The sequence below is a fragment of the Serratia sp. CY71090 genome (assembly GCF_052166845.1).
GTDB lineage: Bacteria > Pseudomonadota > Gammaproteobacteria > Enterobacterales > Enterobacteriaceae > Serratia > Serratia nematodiphila.
Genome location: NZ_JBJNOA010000001.1, coordinates 548447 through 562290, shown reverse-complemented (window position 1 = coordinate 562290; position 13844 = coordinate 548447). Strand labels below are relative to the sequence as shown.

Below are 13844 nucleotides of genomic sequence, written 5' to 3'. Positions count from 1 at the left end.
TGTTCACACCGCCGCTGATGCGGGCAGCGATCGACCTTTCGCCTTATCGCCTCGTTAAAGGCTAGAGGTCTGACGCATTTATGCATAAAATATAAGATTGCTCTTAACTCAAACTGAATAGTAATCAAACAACAAGGGTGACATGACTCAGCAGCAACCCATACAGGATGCCGTGCCGGCGCGCAGCGTTAAAAGCTCCCCATTATTATTTCAGGCCGGCGTGTTTGTCATCATCGTTGCCGCCACGCTGATCCTCTTTAACAGCTGGCAAATCTGGAACGCACACCAGCGCGATCTGCGCAGCGCCGAGCATGAATCCGCCAACCTCGCCCGCTCGCTGGCGCAGCATGCCGACGATACTTTCATGCAGGTGGACGGCAATCTGCTCGATCTGACCGAACGTCTCCAGAACGACGGACTGGGGCCATCGCAATTGACCCGGCTGCAGCGGGTGATGCAAACGCAGGTCGGCAACCTGCCGCAGCTGCATGGGCTGTTTCTCTACGATGCGCGCGGCCGCTGGCTGGCGACCTCCTCGGGCAAGTTCATCAAGAACGCCAACAACGCCGATCGCGAGTACTTCATATACCATCAAAACCGCGACGACGGCGGCCTGTACATCGGCAAGGTGATCCGCAGCCGCACCACCGGCGATCTGATCATTCCCGTTTCGCGGCGTTTCAACAACCCGGACGGCAGCTTTGGCGGCGTGGTGCTGGCGACGCTGTACATCGATTATTTCCGCCAGTTTTACGATAGCTTCGCCCTCAACACCGACGCCTCACTGAATCTGCTGCTGGCGGACGGCACCATCCTTTACCGCCGCCCTTACTCGGCGGCGTCGATCGGTAAAAACATCGCCAAGGGTGTGCTGTTCAGCGAAATTTTGCCGCATTCGGAATTCGGTAACGCCACCATCACCTCGCTGTACGACAAAGTAGAGCGCATCTACGGCTATTCGCGGGTCAACCGCTTTCCGCTGGTGATCGCCGCCGGGCTGTCGAAACGCGACGCGTTGGCGGACTGGCGCACCGACGCCGGCCTGTTCGCCGTCGGCGGCCTCTCGCTGCTGATGATCCTGTTGGCAATGGGCATGGTGCTGCTGCGGCAAATCAAGCACAGCATGCAAACCGAAGCCGAGCTGATGCGCACCCGCGATCAGCTGACCAGCATCAACCAGATGCTCGAAGAGCTGGCGCTGCTGGACGGCCTGACCGGGCTGGCCAACCGCCGCCAGTTTGATATCGCGCTGAAGAACGAGCTGGCAAGGGCTTCGCGCAACTACCGCAGCGTGGCGCTGCTGATGCTGGATATCGACTATTTCAAACAGTACAACGACAGCTATGGCCACGTCGCCGGTGACCAATGCCTGCAGCAGATTGGCCAAACGCTCAAAGGGTTGGCGTGCCGCAGCAACGACGTTCTGGCGCGTTACGGCGGCGAAGAGATGGGGATTATCCTGCCGGATACCGACGTCCAGGGCGCACTGATTTTCGCCGAACGCGTCATCAACGCGGTGCGCGATCTGAAAATTCCGCATCAGGGTAATCCGCACGGCATCGTCACCATCAGCATCGGTATCTGCGCCAAAGTGCCACATATGTATAACGATACGCCGATCAGCTTTATCAATGAGGCGGACAGTGCGTTGTATCAGGCCAAGAAAAAAGGCAAAAACTGCATTTACGGCGCTTAATCATTAATCGGGCCACCAAATTTTGGCGGCCCGATTTATTACCAACCAAAATGAAATAATTCCTCTCCGCAACATTATTTTCCCGGGTTACCCTGCGCTCTGAATAAAATAACGCCAATAATAAGCGTAATATTTATTTCCATTAAAATTCAACAAGATAAAAAATCGCCATTCCGCAGACAATTCGTGCCATTTTTGATTATTCGTGCCTACGCGCAGCCCCGTTTAGCCCTCGTTTACTTTTCATTGGTATTGCCGGTGATATCCTTATCAGGACTATTCTCTATATCAGGAAGCCATCGCACGCTTCGGCGCACTGCGCCCTGCTGATACATCCATAATAGAACCCACAAATTTCACGTTGCAATTGAGCGGCCTGCTGACGCCGCTCCAGCCAGCCACTGCGCAAGCCAGTGCAGCCAATCACGCGGCAACCTGAAAGACGGGAATAAAGCGATATAGATTTGCGAGGAGATCTCATGCCTACTGGCGATATTATGCGTGAACAGGCCGTCCTGACGCTGCCGTTACGACAATGGGCGGCAGCGGAAGCATCCAGCGCGGTCAGCGAACTGGAACAGGGCAAGGTACTGTTTCTGCCCGAACTGGCCTTCACCCTGTCTGAACAGGAAATGCCGCTGCTGGATCCAACGCTGGTCGATCCGAAGCGCAAAAACATCAGCTATCAACCGCTGTCCGGCAAACTGAGCGGCGTCGCCGTCGCGGAACGCCGTCAACAGGTTCAGCAACTGCTGGAGCGCTATTATCAATCTTGCCGCCAGCTGATCGCCGGGCTGCTGCCCGAGTATCAGGAGGCGCTGCACCACCCGACCGGCAGCCTGCGTTTGCACCCGGTTTCCGCCTGGCGGGCGACCAGTTCCTGGCGCAAAGACGACAGCCGCCTGCACGTTGACGCTTTCCCGTCGCGCCCGAACTACGGCGAACGCATTCTGCGCATTTTCACCAACATCAACCCGCACGGCGAGCATCGCCAATGGCGCGTCGGCGAGCCGTTCCCTGAGCTGGCGGCACGCTTTATGCCGCGCCTCGCACGCTACTCCGCCCTCAGCAGTTGGCTGCAGCATCAGGTGCGCATCACCAAGACCCGCCGCAGCCATTATGACCACCTGATGCTGCAGTTGCATGACGCCATGAAGGCCGACGGCGATTATCAGCAACGGGGTCCGCAGCTGGCGCTGGAATTCCCACCGGGCAGCAGCTGGATTTGCTTCTCGGATCAAACGCCGCACGCCGCAATGGGCGGCCAGTTTATGCTGGAACAGACCTTCCTGTTGCCGGTGAACAAGATGCAGGATCCGCAGCGTTCGCCGCTGAAAGTGCTGGAACAGCTGCGCGGGCAGCCGCTGATCTGAATGGCTCGCCGCCGCCGGGATGCCGGCGGCGGCGAAACGCGCATTATGCCTCGAAGTCCCCTTGCTGGCGCGCCACCAGCGTCAGAATGCTGTACAGCGCCACCGGTTGCTGTTCCTGATTCAACACCTGAACATCCCACACCACCACGCCGTGCGGCCGATCTTCGGCGGTTTTTTGCGGCTTGCGGATTTTCTTTTTGCAAGTCAGCCGCACCTGAATGGTGTCGCCGATCTTCACTGGTTCGATAAAGCGCAGATTCTCCATGCCATAGTTGGCGATCACCGGCCCGACGGCGGCGTCGACAAACAGCCCGGCCGCAGCGGACACCACAAAGTAACCGTGCGCCACCCGCTCGCCGAACAGCGAATCGGCAGCGCCGATCTTGTCCATGTGCGCGTAAAAGTGGTCGCCGCTCAGGCAGGCGAAGTTGACGATATCCGCTTCAGTCACGGTACGGCGCGCGGTCAACAGGCTGTCGCCCAGCTGCAGCTGCTCGAAATATTTCCGGAACGGGTGCACCGGATGTTCGGCGACCGGTGCGCCGCGCACCCATTCGCTGCCGATGGCCGCCAGCATCGCCGGGCTGCCCTGGATCGCCGTGCGCTGCATATAGTGCTTCACCGCGCGCAGTCCACCCAGCTCTTCACCGCCGCCGGCGCGCCCCGGGCCGCCGTGCACCAGCATCGGCAGCGGCGAACCGTGGCCGGTGGATTCCGCCGCCGCCTGTTCATCCAAAATCAACATGCGGCCATGGGCGCACGCCGCCGCGCGAATGAAGCGCTTGGCCAATACCGGATCGGCGGTCACCAGCGATCCCGCCAGGCTGCCCTGCCCCAGCAACGCCAACGCGATCGCCTGCTCGGTATCCGCATACGGCATCAGCGTCGCCACCGGGCCGAAGGCCTCAGTGCCGTGCACCGCCTGATGGGTGAACGGATCGGCGCAATACAGCAGGGTCGGCGGATAAAACGCCCCGCCGCGCGCGCTGTCGCCCATCACTTCCAGCTTATCCAACGACGCGCCGCACAGCGGTTCGCAGCCGTTGCGCAGCAGGAACTCCACCTTGCTTTGCACATCATCACGCTGCTCGTGGCTGACCAGCGCCCCCATGCGCACCTGCTCCAACTGCGGGTCGCCCACCGTCACCCCCGCCAGACGCTGCAACAAGGCCTGACGCACCGCCGCCACCTGCGCCGCCGGCACGATGATGCGGCGGATCGCGGTGCACTTCTGCCCCGCCTTGGCGGTCATTTCACGGCACACTTCTTTGATAAACAGCGCAAATTCCGGCATCTCCGGCGTCACGTCTTCCGCCAGCACGCAGCAGTTGAGCGAATCCGCCTCCATGGTGAACGCGATCGATTTTTCCAACAGGCGCGGATGCGCCCGCAGCCGCTGCCCGGTCTGCGCCGAACCGGTGAACGTTACCGCATCCTGATAATCCAGGTGCGCAAACATGTCGCCGACGCCGCCGCATACCAACTGCAGCGCGCCTTCCGGCACCAGCCCGCTGTCGACGATCAGCCTGACCATCGCCTGCGTCAGCTGCGCGGTGGCGGTGGCCGGTTTGATGATGGCCGGCATGCCCGCCAGCCAGGTCGGCGCCAGTTTTTCCAGCATGCCCCAGCAAGGGAAGTTGAAGGCGTTGATATGCAGCGCCACGCCGGGGCGCGAGGTCAATACGTGGCGGGCGGCGAACTGCGCCTGCTTCGACAGCGGGATCAGCTCATCTTCCGGCCACAGCGTATCGTCCGGCAGATCGCGGCCGGCCATGCCGGCATAGGCGAACAGCGTGGCGATGCCGCCTTCGATATCGACCCAGCCGTCGCTGCGCGTCGCCCCGGTTTGATAGGAAATCTGATACAGCGCCTCTTTATGCGCCAGCAGGTGTTTCGCCACCGCTTTCAGCATCTGGGCGCGCTGCTGGAACGTCATGTGCGCCAGCGCCGGGCCGCCGTGGCTGCGGGCATAGCTCAAGCTGGCCGCTAACGGCAGGCCGTCGGAGCAAACCTGGTACAGCGCTTCGCCGGTTACGGCGTGACGGATCTCGCGCGCCTCTCCCTGCCCGTACACCCAGGCGCCAGAAAGATAACTGTGTAACTGCTGCATGTGCCCTCCTGAATTCATAAATTTTCACCATACAGCTTAATTACGTATCACATAAATGCCAGTCAACGCCAAACTCAATTTTAACAAAAAGAGAACAAGAAGCGCTTTCAAGCCGTTCCCTCTGGCATTAATACGGAGTCACCGCTTAAATTTATCAATTAAAATCATAAAATTAACAAAAACACTTGTGAGTGCGCTCGCAAAACCACATAAATCTCGTTTGATCTTTTTGTTATCAGTTTGTAGCCTTATGGTTGGTTAAAGTGATTCACATTTTTATATTTAATGTGAAAAATACGAATCACCAAGAGGCAAGCATGACAACTGACGCACAGTATCAGCAGCATTTCGACGACAAGATCGCGGCGGATATCGCCATTGAGGCTAAAGACTGGATGCCGGACGCCTATCGTCAGAACCTGATTCGGCAGATCGGCCAACACGCCCACTCGGAAGTCATCGGCATGCTGCCGGAAGCCAACTGGCTGACGCGTGCCCCCACGCTGCGCCGCAAGGCGGTGCTGCTGGCCAAAGTGCAGGATGAGGCCGGCCACGGTCTGTACCTCTACAGCGCCGCCGAGACCCTCGGCTGTTCGCGCCAGGACATCTACCAAAAGATGCTCGACGGCAAGATGAAATACTCCTCTATCTTCAATTACCCCACGCTCAACTGGGCGGATATCGGCGTGATCGGCTGGCTGGTCGACGGCGCCGCCATCGTCAACCAGGTGGCGCTGTGCCGCGCGTCCTACGGCCCCTATGCGCGGGCGATGGTGAAGATCTGCAAAGAGGAGAGCTTCCACCAGCGCCAGGGCTACGAGGCGGTAATGGCGATGGCCAACGGCAGCGACACGCAGCGCGCCATGCTGCAGGACGCCATCGATCGCTTCTGGTGGCCGGTGCTGATGATGTTCGGCCCGAGCGACGCCGACTCCCCCCACAGCGCCCAGAGCATGGCGTGGAAAATCAAACGCCACAGCAACGATGAGCTGCGGCAGAAGTTCGTCGACAACACCGTACCGCAGCTGGAAGCGCTGGGCATGACGGCACCGGATCCGGATCTGCACTGGGATGCCGCTGCCGGCCACTATCGCTTCGGCGAGATCGACTGGAGCGAGCTGCATGAGGTGATCAAAGGGCGTGGCCAATGCAACCACGAACGCCTGCAGGCCAAACGCCGCGCCTGGGAAGACGGCGCCTGGGTGCGTGACGGCGCCATGGCCCACGCCGCGAAAAACGCCGCTTCCGCCGCATAGCCAACATAAGGAACCGAGATCATGAGCCACGTTGAATGGCCGCTGTATGAAGTGTTTATCCGCAGCAAACAAGGGCTGGCGCATCGCCACGTTGGCAGCCTGCACGCCGCCGACGACCAAATGGCGCTGGAAAACGCCCGCGACGCCTACACGCGCCGTAATGAAGGCTGCTCGATTTGGGTGGTGCAATCCCGCCATCTGATCGCCTCGCAGCCGGAAGATCGCGGCGCGTTCTTCGATCCGTCCGAAGACAAGATCTACCGTCATCCGACGTTTTACACCATTCCCGACGGCATCAAGAACATGTAGAGGCGACCATGACGGTTAACGATCCGCGCATCAGCTATTTGCTTCGCCAGGGCGACACGCCTCTGATCCTCGCCCAGCGCCTGTGCGCCTGGTGCGGCCACGCGCCCGAGCTGGAGATCGATCTGGCGTTGGCCAACATCGGGCTCGATCTGCTCGGCCAGGCGCGCAACTTCCTGGGCTACGCCGCCGAACTGGCCGGGCCGCCCTGCAGCGAAGACAGCCTGGCCTTCGGCCGCGACGAACGCCAGTTTCATAACCTGCTGCTGGCGGAGCAGCCGAACGGCGGTTTCAACGACACGTTGGTGCGCCAGTTCCTGCTCGACGTCTACCACGTGCAGTTGCACCTGGCGTTGAGCCGCAGCGGCGATGCGCAGATCGCCGCCATCGCTGCCAAGTCGTTGAAGGAGGCCGATTACCACCTGCGCTTCAGCCGCGGCTGGATGATCCGCCTCGGCGACGGCAACGACATCAGCCATCGCAAGATCCAACAGTCGCTGGATAACCTGTGGCGCTTCACCGCCGAGCTGTTCCACGCCGACGCGCTGGAGCTTGAGCTGGCGGAACAGGGCATTGCCGTCGATCCGCGCGAGCTGCAGGCTCCCTGGCAAGCGCAGGTGGAAGAGACGCTGCGCCAGGCGACATTGACGCTGCCTGCCGAGCAGGCGTTCCGTCACGGCGGCAAACAAGGCCGACACAGTGAACACCTCGGCCCGCTGCTGGCGGAGATGCAGTTCCTGCAACGCGCCTATCCAAACGGCCAATGGTAGGAGGCCGCGATGAACGTCACTCGTTTGCAACCCGTTGAAATCCCGCAGATTTGGCACTGTCTGCAACAGATCAGCGATCCCGAGCTGCCGGTGCTGTCGATCACCGATTTGGGCATGGTGCGCGACGTGGCGCGCGACGGCAACGGCTGGCGCGTGACCTTCACCCCCACCTACTCCGGCTGCCCGGCCACCGAATTTCTGCTCAACGCCATCAAGCAGCGGCTGACGGCCGCCGGCTTCAGCCCGGTGCAGGTGGACATTCGCCTCAGCCCGGCCTGGACCACCGACTGGATGAACGCCGACGCCCGCGAACGGCTGCGGCAATACGGCGTAGCGCCGCCGCAGGGCCACACCTGCGATCGGCCGCATGCCCACGGCCCGGTAGCCTGCCCGCGCTGCGGCAGCACGCACAGCGAGAAGATCAGCGAGTTCGGCTCCACCGCCTGTAAAGCGCTGTACCGCTGCTGCGACTGCCGGGAACCGTTCGATTATTTCAAATGCATATAGGAGCGCTGACACCATGACGGTCTTTCATCGCCTGAACGTCGCCGCCATCGAGCGCGAAACGCCGGACGCCGTAGCCATCACCCTGCGGGTGCCCGAAGAGCTGCAAAACCAATACCGCTACACCCCCGGCCAGCATCTGACGCTCAAGGCGCTAGTCAACGGCGAAGAGCTGCGGCGTTGCTATTCCATCTGCAGTTCGCCGCAGGAAGGCCTGCTGCAGATCGGCGTAAAAGCGATTGATCAGGGCCGTTTCTCCGGCTTCGTCAACCGCATGCTGAAAGTCGGCGATGCGCTGGAAGTGATGGTGCCGCAGGGGCGCTTCGGCTATCAGCCGCAGGCGGAGCGCCGCGGCAACTATCTGGCGATCGCCGCCGGTTCCGGCATCACGCCGATGCTGTCGATCATCAAGGCGACGCTGCAGCTTGAGCCGGGCAGCAGCTTCACCCTGATCTACGGCAACCGCAACAGCCGTTCAATGATGTTCAAAGAGGCGCTGTCGGATCTGAAAAACCGCTATCCGCAGCGTTTTCAGCCGCTGTACCTGTTCAGCCAGGAGAGTCTCGACAGCCCGCTGCTCAGCGGCCGCATCGACCGCGAACGCCTGGCGGCGATCGGCGGCGCGCTGCTGGATTTCCGCGACTATGACCACGCCTTCATCTGCGGGCCGGAATCGATGATGGACGACGCGCAGACCGTGCTGGAACAGGCCGGCGTACCGGCCAATCACATCCACAGCGAACGTTTCAACACCAGCGGCCTGGTCGCCCGCCCGCGCCACAGCGGCGATCGCAATGCCACCCGGGTGGCGATCCTGCTCGACGGCCGCCGGTTGGATATCGAGGTCGGCGAACAGGACGACAGCATTCTCGATGCCGCGCTGCGCCAGGGCGCCGATCTGCCCTACGCCTGCAAAGGCGGCGTGTGCGCCACCTGCAAATGCCGTCTCAAGGCCGGCCAGGTGGAGATGGGCGTCAACTACAGCCTGGAGCCGGATCAGCTGGCGGCGGGCTACGTATTGAGCTGCCAGTCGTGGCCGAAAGGCGACGGCGTGGTGTTGGACTTCGACGTCTAGGAGCCGCGATGGATACCCCGTTTATTTTGCATCAGCAGCAACACCGCGTGGTCACGCTGACGCTGCATCGCCCGGAGGCGCGTAACGCCCTGAGCACGCCGTGCCTGGAACAGCTGGTTGCCCGGCTGGAGCAGGCCGACGCCGACAGCGGCGTGGGCGCCGTGGTGATCGCCGGCGCGGCGCGCTTCTTCGCCGCCGGCGCCGATCTGCGCGAACTGCAACAACAGGATCTGCCGGCCGCGCTGGCGGATCGCCGTCCACAGCTGTGGCAGCGTCTGGCGCACTTCAGCAAGCCGCTGCTGGCGGCGGTGAACGGTTATGCCCTGGGCGCCGGCTGCGAGCTGGCGCTGGCTTGCGACATCGTCATCGGCGGTGAAAGCGCCCGCTTCGGCCTGCCGGAGATCACCCTTGGTCTGATGCCGGGCGCCGGAGGCACTCAACGCCTGATCCGCTGCGTCGGCAAATCGCGCGCCAGCCAGATGGTGCTGACCGGCGAAGCCATCGACGCCCGCATCGCGCTGCAGGCCGGCCTTATCAGCGAAGTGTGTGTCGATGCCCTGACGCTGGAACGCACGCAGCAGATTGCCGATCGCATCAGCCGTCAGGCGCCGCTGGCGCTGCGCGCCGCCAAACAGGCGCTGAAACAGGCCGAGGAAATCGGCCTTAGCCAGGGGCTGGCGATGGAGCGTCAGCAGTTCGTCACCCTGGCCGCCACCGACGATCGCCGCGAAGGCATCGCCGCCTTTTTCGAAAAACGTACGCCAAACTATCAGGGGCGCTGATTTATGGATAACGCATTGATTCTCAGCCATCTCGACGCCGGCGTGTTGACGCTGACCCTCAACCGGCCGGATCGGCTCAACAGCTTTAACGACGAGATGCATCGCCAGCTGGGCGAAGCGCTGACGCAGGCCGAGCGCGACGACAGCGTGCGCTGCCTGCTGATCGCCGGCGCCGGGCGCGGTTTCTGCGCCGGGCAGGATCTCAACGATCGCAACGTCAGCGCCGATCAACAGGCGCCGGATCTCGGCCTGTCGGTCGAACGTTTCTACAACCCCCTGATCCGCCGCCTGACCGCCCTGCCGAAACCGGTGGTATGCGCGGTCAACGGCGTGGCGGCCGGCGCCGGCGCCGCTTTGGCTCTGGCGTGCGATATCGTCATCGCCGCCGACAACGCCAGCTTTATTCAGTCGTTCTGCCGTTTGGGGCTAGTCCCTGATTCCGGCGGCAGCTGGTTCCTGCCGCGGCTGGCCGGCCACGCCCGCGCCATGGGCATGGCCTTGCTGGGTGACAAAATCAGCGCCCAGCAGGCGCTGGAGTGGGGCATGATCTGGCAGGTGGTATCGGCGGAGGAGTTGGCCGACCGCACGCAAACGCTGGCGCGCCATCTGGCCACCCAGCCGACTTACGGTCTGGGTCTTATCAAGAAAGCCATCTACAGCTCGGCCACCAACAGCCTCGATCAGCAGCTCGATCTGGAGCGCGATCTGCAGCGATTGGGCGGCCGCAGCGACGACTACCGCGAAGGCGTCAGCGCGTTCTTTGCCAAACGCACGCCAAACTTCAGCGGGAAATAGCCATGAACGCGCCCCTTCTTAACGGCCAGGTGGCGGTGATCGGCGCCGGCACCATGGGCATCGGCATCGCCCAGGTGGCCGCCGCCGCCGGCCACCCGGTACGGCTGTTCGACATCGCGCCCGCTGCTGCCCAGCGCGCGATAGACGAACTCGCTCGCCGCCTGCGGCAGCGGGTCGACGGCGGCAAGGCCGACGCCAACGCCACCGAGGCGCTGCTGGCGCGCCTCGAACGCGCCGACTCGCTCGAGCAACTGGCCGACTGCACGCTGGTGATTGAAGCGGTGGCGGAAAATCTGGCGATTAAGCAGAGCCTGTTCCGCGATCTGGAAGCGGTCTGCTCGCCCACGGCGCTGTTCGCCAGCAATACCTCCTCGCTGTCGATCACCGCCATCGCCGGCGCCTTGCAACACCCGCAGCGCATGGCCGGGCTGCACTTCTTCAACCCGGCGCCGCTGATGAAGCTGGTGGAGATCGTCAGCGGTCTGGAGACCGGGGCCGAGACCCTCGCGGCGCTGCAGGCCCTGGCGCAGCGCTGGGGTAAGCAAAGCGTCGTGTGCCGTTCAACGCCGGGATTCATCGTCAACCGCGTGGCGCGGCCGTTCTACGCCGAAACCCTGCGCGCGCTGGAGGAACGGGTGGCCGACGCCGCCACCCTGGACGCGGTATTGCGCGACGCCGGCGGCTTCGCCATGGGCCCGCTGCAGTTGACCGATCTGATCGGCCAGGACGTCAATTACGCCGTGACCGACTCGGTGTATCAGGCCTTCTACCAGGATCCGCGCTTCACCCCCTCTCTGGTGCAGCAGGAGTTGGTGGCCGCCGGACATCTCGGCCGCAAATCCGGCCGCGGCTTCTACCGCTACGACGCGCAACGCCCCGCCGCAGAGATGATCGCCTTTGCGCCGCCGGCGCAGGCCGCGCCGCCGCAATGCGTCACGCTGCACGGCGACTGGTCTTCGCTGGCCGATTTAGCGGAACTGTTGATCGAAAATGCGGGGGCGATCAAACAACCTGGCCAGACCAGCCCGTACCTCACGATCGACGACGTTACACTGATGTTAACCAATGGTAAAACCGCCGGCCAACTGGCCGACGAACGTGGAACGCCTGTGGTGCTGTTCGATCTCTGTGCCGACTATGCGCATGCCTCCGCCATCGCCATCAGCTGCGCGGCGCAAAACGGCGCGCAACACAATGCCAACGCGATTCGCCTGCTGCAGTCCCTCGGCAAGCAGGTCATTCAACTGCCGGATTATCCCGGCCTGCTGACGATGCGCACCCTGGCCATGCTGGCCAACGAAGCGCTCGACGTGGTGAACAAAGGCGTCGCCGGCGCCGAAGATACCGATCTGGCGATGCTGCGCGGCGTCAACTATCCGCGCGGCCCGCTGGCCTGGGGCGCCGCACTCGGCTGGCGTCACATTCTGACGACGCTGGAAAACCTGCAACGCTATTACGGCGAAGCGCGCTATCGCCCGATGCCGCTGCTGCGCCGCTACGCTTCCCCCGCCTCTTTCCCAGGAGCCGAACGATGAACGCCAATACGCCGCGCGCGCTGGCTCAGCGCTGCGCCGAACAGATGTTCCAGCAAGATACCTGCGCTCAGGCGATGGGGATGCACATCGACGCCGTCGACGCCGGGTACGCGCAGGTCAGCATGACCGTCGGCCCGCAGATGCTCAACGGCCACCAAACCTGCCACGGCGGCCAACTGTTCAGCCTGGCGGACACCGCCTTCGCCTACGCCTGCAACAGCCAGGGGTTGGCGGCGGTGGCCTCCGGCTGCAGCATCGACTTCGTCCGCCCGGCGCTGGCCGGCGATCGCCTCACCGCCAGCGCGCAGATGCGCCATCAGGGCAAAGCCACCGGGCTGTATGACGTCGAAATCGTCAATCAACAGGGCAAAACCGTCGCCTGGTTTCGCGGCCGCGCGCACCGCCTTGGCCACAGCATTTTAGGAGATCAGGCATGAATCAGGCATTTATCTGCGACGGCGTGCGCACCCCGATCGGCCGCTACGGCGGCGCGCTGGCGCAGATGCGCGCTGACGACCTCGCCGCCCTGCCGCTGCGCGTGCTGCTGGAGCGCCATCCGCAGGTGGATTGGGCACAGCTGGACGACGTGATCCTCGGCTGCGCCAACCAGGCAGGGGAAGACAACCGCAATCTGGCGCGCATGGCGCTGCTGCTGGCCGGATTGCCGGTCGGCGTTTCCGGCACCACGGTGAACCGCCTGTGCGGTTCGGGCCTGGATGCGTTGGCGATGGCGGCGCGCAGCATCAAAGCCGGCGACGCCGGGCTGCTGCTGGCCGGCGGCGCGGAGTCGATGACCCGCGCGCCGCTGGTGATGGGCAAGGCCGACAGCGCCTTCAGCCGCCAGGCGCAGCTGTACGACACCACCCTCGGCTGGCGCTTCGTCAACCCGCGCATGCAGGCCGAGTTCGGCACCGATTCGATGCCGGAGACCGCCGAAAACGTCGCGGCGCAGTTCAATATCAGCCGCGCCGATCAGGACGCCTTTGCGCTGCGCAGCCAGCAGCGCGCCGCCCGGGCGCAGGCGCTGGGCCACCTGGCGCAGGAGATAGCCCCGGTCAGCCTCACCGGTAAAAAAGGCGCGGTCGCCCTGTTCAGCCAGGATGAACACCCGCGCGCCGACACCACCTTCGAGCAGCTGCAGGCGCTGAAAACCCCGTTCCGTCAGCCCGGCAGCGTCACCGCCGGCAACGCCTCGGGCCTGAACGACGGCGCGGCGGCGCTGATCGTCGCCTCCGAAGCGATGGCGGTGCGCCAGGGGCTGACGCCGCGCGCGCGCATCGTTGCCACCGCCACCTGCGGCGTGGAGCCGCGGCTGATGGGCATCGGCCCGCTGCCGGCCACCCGCAAGGTGCTGGAGATCGCCGGGCTGAGCCTGGCGCAGATGGACGTCATCGAACTGAACGAAGCGTTCGCCGCCCAGGCGTTGGCGGTGATGCGCCAGCTTGGCCTGCCGGACGATGCCCCGCAGGTTAACCCCAACGGCGGCGCGATCGCTCTGGGGCACCCACTGGGCATGAGCGGCGCGCGCCTGGCGCTGGCCGCCCTGTTTGAACTGGAACGGCGAGCCGGCCGCTACGCGCTTTGCACCATGTGCATCGGCGTGGGCCAAGGCATCGCCATGATCATTGAGCGTGTCTGACCC

The 13844-nt window shown here is 63.3% G+C and carries 13 protein-coding genes; 12 read left to right on the top strand and 1 reads right to left on the bottom strand.

The features are described from left to right. The first annotated feature begins 142 nt into the window (after positions 1–142). Together ACJ8OK_RS02585 and ACJ8OK_RS02580 are read left to right on the top strand one after the other, a co-directional pair. Positions 143–1696 carry a sensor domain-containing diguanylate cyclase gene (locus tag ACJ8OK_RS02585; protein WP_015378345.1) on the top strand — a complete coding sequence of 518 codons (1554 nt, stop codon included), beginning with the start codon at positions 143–145 and terminating at the stop codon, positions 1694–1696. Positions 1697–2175: 479 nt separating this feature from the next. Next, complete coding sequence (locus ACJ8OK_RS02580) at positions 2176–3069, top strand: Kdo hydroxylase family protein (RefSeq protein WP_048324083.1); 894 nt, start codon at positions 2176–2178, stop codon at positions 3067–3069. Positions 3070–3112: 43 nt separating this feature from the next. Here ACJ8OK_RS02580 and paaZ read toward each other — a convergent pair whose 3' ends face one another. Further along, a complete protein-coding gene (gene paaZ, locus ACJ8OK_RS02575; protein ID WP_082996653.1) occupies positions 3113–5179 on the bottom strand; it encodes a phenylacetic acid degradation bifunctional protein PaaZ in 2067 nt (688 codons plus the stop codon). 317 nt (positions 5180–5496) lie between these two features. Here paaZ and paaA point away from each other — a divergent pair, with 317 nt between their 5' ends. The 10 genes from paaA to pcaF are packed head-to-tail and all read left to right on the top strand — an operon-like array spanning position 5497 to position 13841. Then, positions 5497–6435, top strand: a complete 939-nt coding sequence (gene paaA, locus ACJ8OK_RS02570) for a 1,2-phenylacetyl-CoA epoxidase subunit PaaA (protein WP_015378348.1) — start codon at positions 5497–5499, stop codon at positions 6433–6435. 21 nt (positions 6436–6456) lie between these two features. Further along, positions 6457–6744, top strand: coding sequence for a 1,2-phenylacetyl-CoA epoxidase subunit PaaB (gene paaB, locus ACJ8OK_RS02565; protein ID WP_004935173.1), 288 nt, complete (start codon positions 6457–6459; stop codon positions 6742–6744). Positions 6745–6752: 8 nt separating this feature from the next. Continuing rightward, positions 6753–7511 (top strand): 1,2-phenylacetyl-CoA epoxidase subunit PaaC, encoded by a 759-nt coding sequence (paaC, locus tag ACJ8OK_RS02560; protein WP_171454297.1) that lies wholly within the window; start codon positions 6753–6755, stop codon positions 7509–7511. A 9-nt stretch (positions 7512–7520) separates the two neighbouring features. Continuing rightward, positions 7521–8018, top strand: a complete 498-nt coding sequence (gene paaD / locus ACJ8OK_RS02555; RefSeq protein ID WP_442530373.1) for a 1,2-phenylacetyl-CoA epoxidase subunit PaaD — start codon at positions 7521–7523, stop codon at positions 8016–8018. A gap of 13 nt (positions 8019–8031) precedes the next feature. After that, positions 8032–9090 (top strand): 1,2-phenylacetyl-CoA epoxidase subunit PaaE, encoded by a 1059-nt coding sequence (paaE, locus tag ACJ8OK_RS02550; protein ID WP_015378351.1) that lies wholly within the window; start codon positions 8032–8034, stop codon positions 9088–9090. A gap of 8 nt (positions 9091–9098) precedes the next feature. Next, on the top strand, positions 9099–9872 hold the full coding sequence (gene paaF, locus ACJ8OK_RS02545; protein ID WP_048324093.1) for a 2,3-dehydroadipyl-CoA hydratase PaaF: 774 nt from the start codon (positions 9099–9101) through the stop codon (positions 9870–9872). A gap of 3 nt (positions 9873–9875) precedes the next feature. After that, positions 9876–10667: a 2-(1,2-epoxy-1,2-dihydrophenyl)acetyl-CoA isomerase PaaG gene (paaG, locus tag ACJ8OK_RS02540; RefSeq protein WP_048324096.1), complete on the top strand. Its 792-nt coding sequence runs from the start codon at positions 9876–9878 to the stop codon at positions 10665–10667. A 2-nt stretch (positions 10668–10669) separates the two neighbouring features. Next, entirely contained in the window at positions 10670–12202 is a 1533-nt protein-coding gene (locus ACJ8OK_RS02535; protein ID WP_049277521.1) for a 3-hydroxyacyl-CoA dehydrogenase, read from the top strand. After that, the gene (gene paaI / locus ACJ8OK_RS02530; RefSeq protein WP_015378355.1) at positions 12199–12639 is read left to right on the top strand and encodes a hydroxyphenylacetyl-CoA thioesterase PaaI; all 441 of its coding nucleotides are present in this window, start codon (positions 12199–12201) and stop codon (positions 12637–12639) included. Before ACJ8OK_RS02535 ends, paaI begins: the two co-directional genes overlap by 4 nt. Continuing rightward, on the top strand, positions 12636–13841 hold the full coding sequence (pcaF, locus tag ACJ8OK_RS02525) for a 3-oxoadipyl-CoA thiolase (RefSeq protein WP_082996650.1): 1206 nt from the start codon (positions 12636–12638) through the stop codon (positions 13839–13841). The genes paaI and pcaF overlap by 4 nt, the downstream gene beginning before the upstream one ends. Positions 13842–13844: the final 3 nt, after the last annotated feature.